The sequence below is a fragment of the Exiguobacterium undae DSM 14481 genome (assembly GCF_000620805.1).
GTDB classification, from domain to species: Bacteria; Bacillota; Bacilli; order Exiguobacteriales; family Exiguobacteriaceae; genus Exiguobacterium_A; species Exiguobacterium_A undae.
Genome location: NZ_JHZV01000010.1, coordinates 1 through 1,369 on the forward strand (window position 1 = coordinate 1; position 1,369 = coordinate 1,369).

1 rRNA gene is annotated in these 1,369 nt (G+C 55.1%); it reads right to left on the reverse strand.

The annotated features are described in order from the left end of the window. Nucleotides 1-7 precede the first annotated feature (7 nt). Nucleotides 8-1,369: ribosomal RNA gene (locus tag P397_RS0100680) — 23S ribosomal RNA — on the reverse strand; the annotation flags it as partial.

Sequence of the window (1,369 nt, forward strand, 5' to 3'; positions counted from 1 at the left end):
CATCTGCTAGAACAAGGCCTCGACCGATTAGTATCACTCAGCTCCGCATGTCGCCATGCTTCCACCCGTGACCTATCTACCTCATCGTCTCTGAGGGGTCTTTCTTGATTACTCAAAGGGAAATCTCATCTTGGAGGGGGCTTCATGCTTAGATGCTTTCAGCATTTATCCCGTCCGCACGTAGCTACCCAGCGATGCTCCTGGCGGAACAACTGGTACACCAGCGGTGCGTCCATCCCGGTCCTCTCGTACTAAGGACAGCTCTCCTCAAATTTCCTGCGCCCACGACGGATAGGGACCGAACTGTCTCACGACGTTCTGAACCCAGCTCGCGTACCGCTTTAATGGGCGAACAGCCCAACCCTTGGGACCTACTCCAGCCCCAGGATGCGATGAGCCGACATCGAGGTGCCAAACCTCCCCGTCGATGTGGACTCTTGGGGGAGATCAGCCTGTTATCCCCAGGGTAGCTTTTATCCGTTGAGCGATGGCCCTTCCATGCGGAACCACCGGATCACTAAGCCCGACTTTCGTCCCTGCTCGACTTGTAGGTCTCGCAGTCAAGCTCCCTTCTGCCTTTGCGCTCTACGAATGATTTCCAACCATTCTGAGGGAACCTTTGGGCGCCTCCGTTACTGTTTAGGAGGCGACCGCCCCAGTCAAACTACCCGCCTGACACGGTCCTCCAGCCGGATGACGGCTGCGAGTTAGAGACTCTATGCATGAAGGGCGGTATCCCAAGGGTGACTCCTCCGAAGCTGGCGCTCCGGTCTCGACGTCTCCCGCCTATCCTGTACATCATGCACAAAGCCTCAATATCAGGCTGTAGTAAAGCTCCATGGGGTCTTTCCGTCCTGTCGCGGGTAACCTGCATCTTCACAGGTACTATGATTTCACCGGGTCTCTCGTTGAGACAGTGCCCAAATCGTTACGCCTTTCGTGCGGGTCGGAACTTACCCGACAAGGAATTTCGCTACCTTAGGACCGTTATAGTTACGGCCGCCGTTTACTGGGGCTTCGGTTCAAAGCTTCGCTTGCGCTAACCCATCCCCTTAACCTTCCAGCACCGGGCAGGCGTCAGCCCCTATACGTCATCTTGCGATTTAGCAGAGACCTGTGTTTTTGCTAAACAGTCGTTTGGGCCTATTCACTGCGGCTCTACTCATGTAGAGCGTCCCTTCTCCCGAAGTTACGGGACCATTTTGCCGAGTTCCTTAACGAGAGTTATCCCGCGCGTCTTAGAATTCTCATCCCGCCTACCTGTGTCGGTTTACGGTACTGGCACCTTCCACCTCACTAGAGGCTTTTCTTGGCAGTGTGAAATCGTGACCTTCGTCCCTACGGGACTCCGCATCGTTCCTCGACTTTG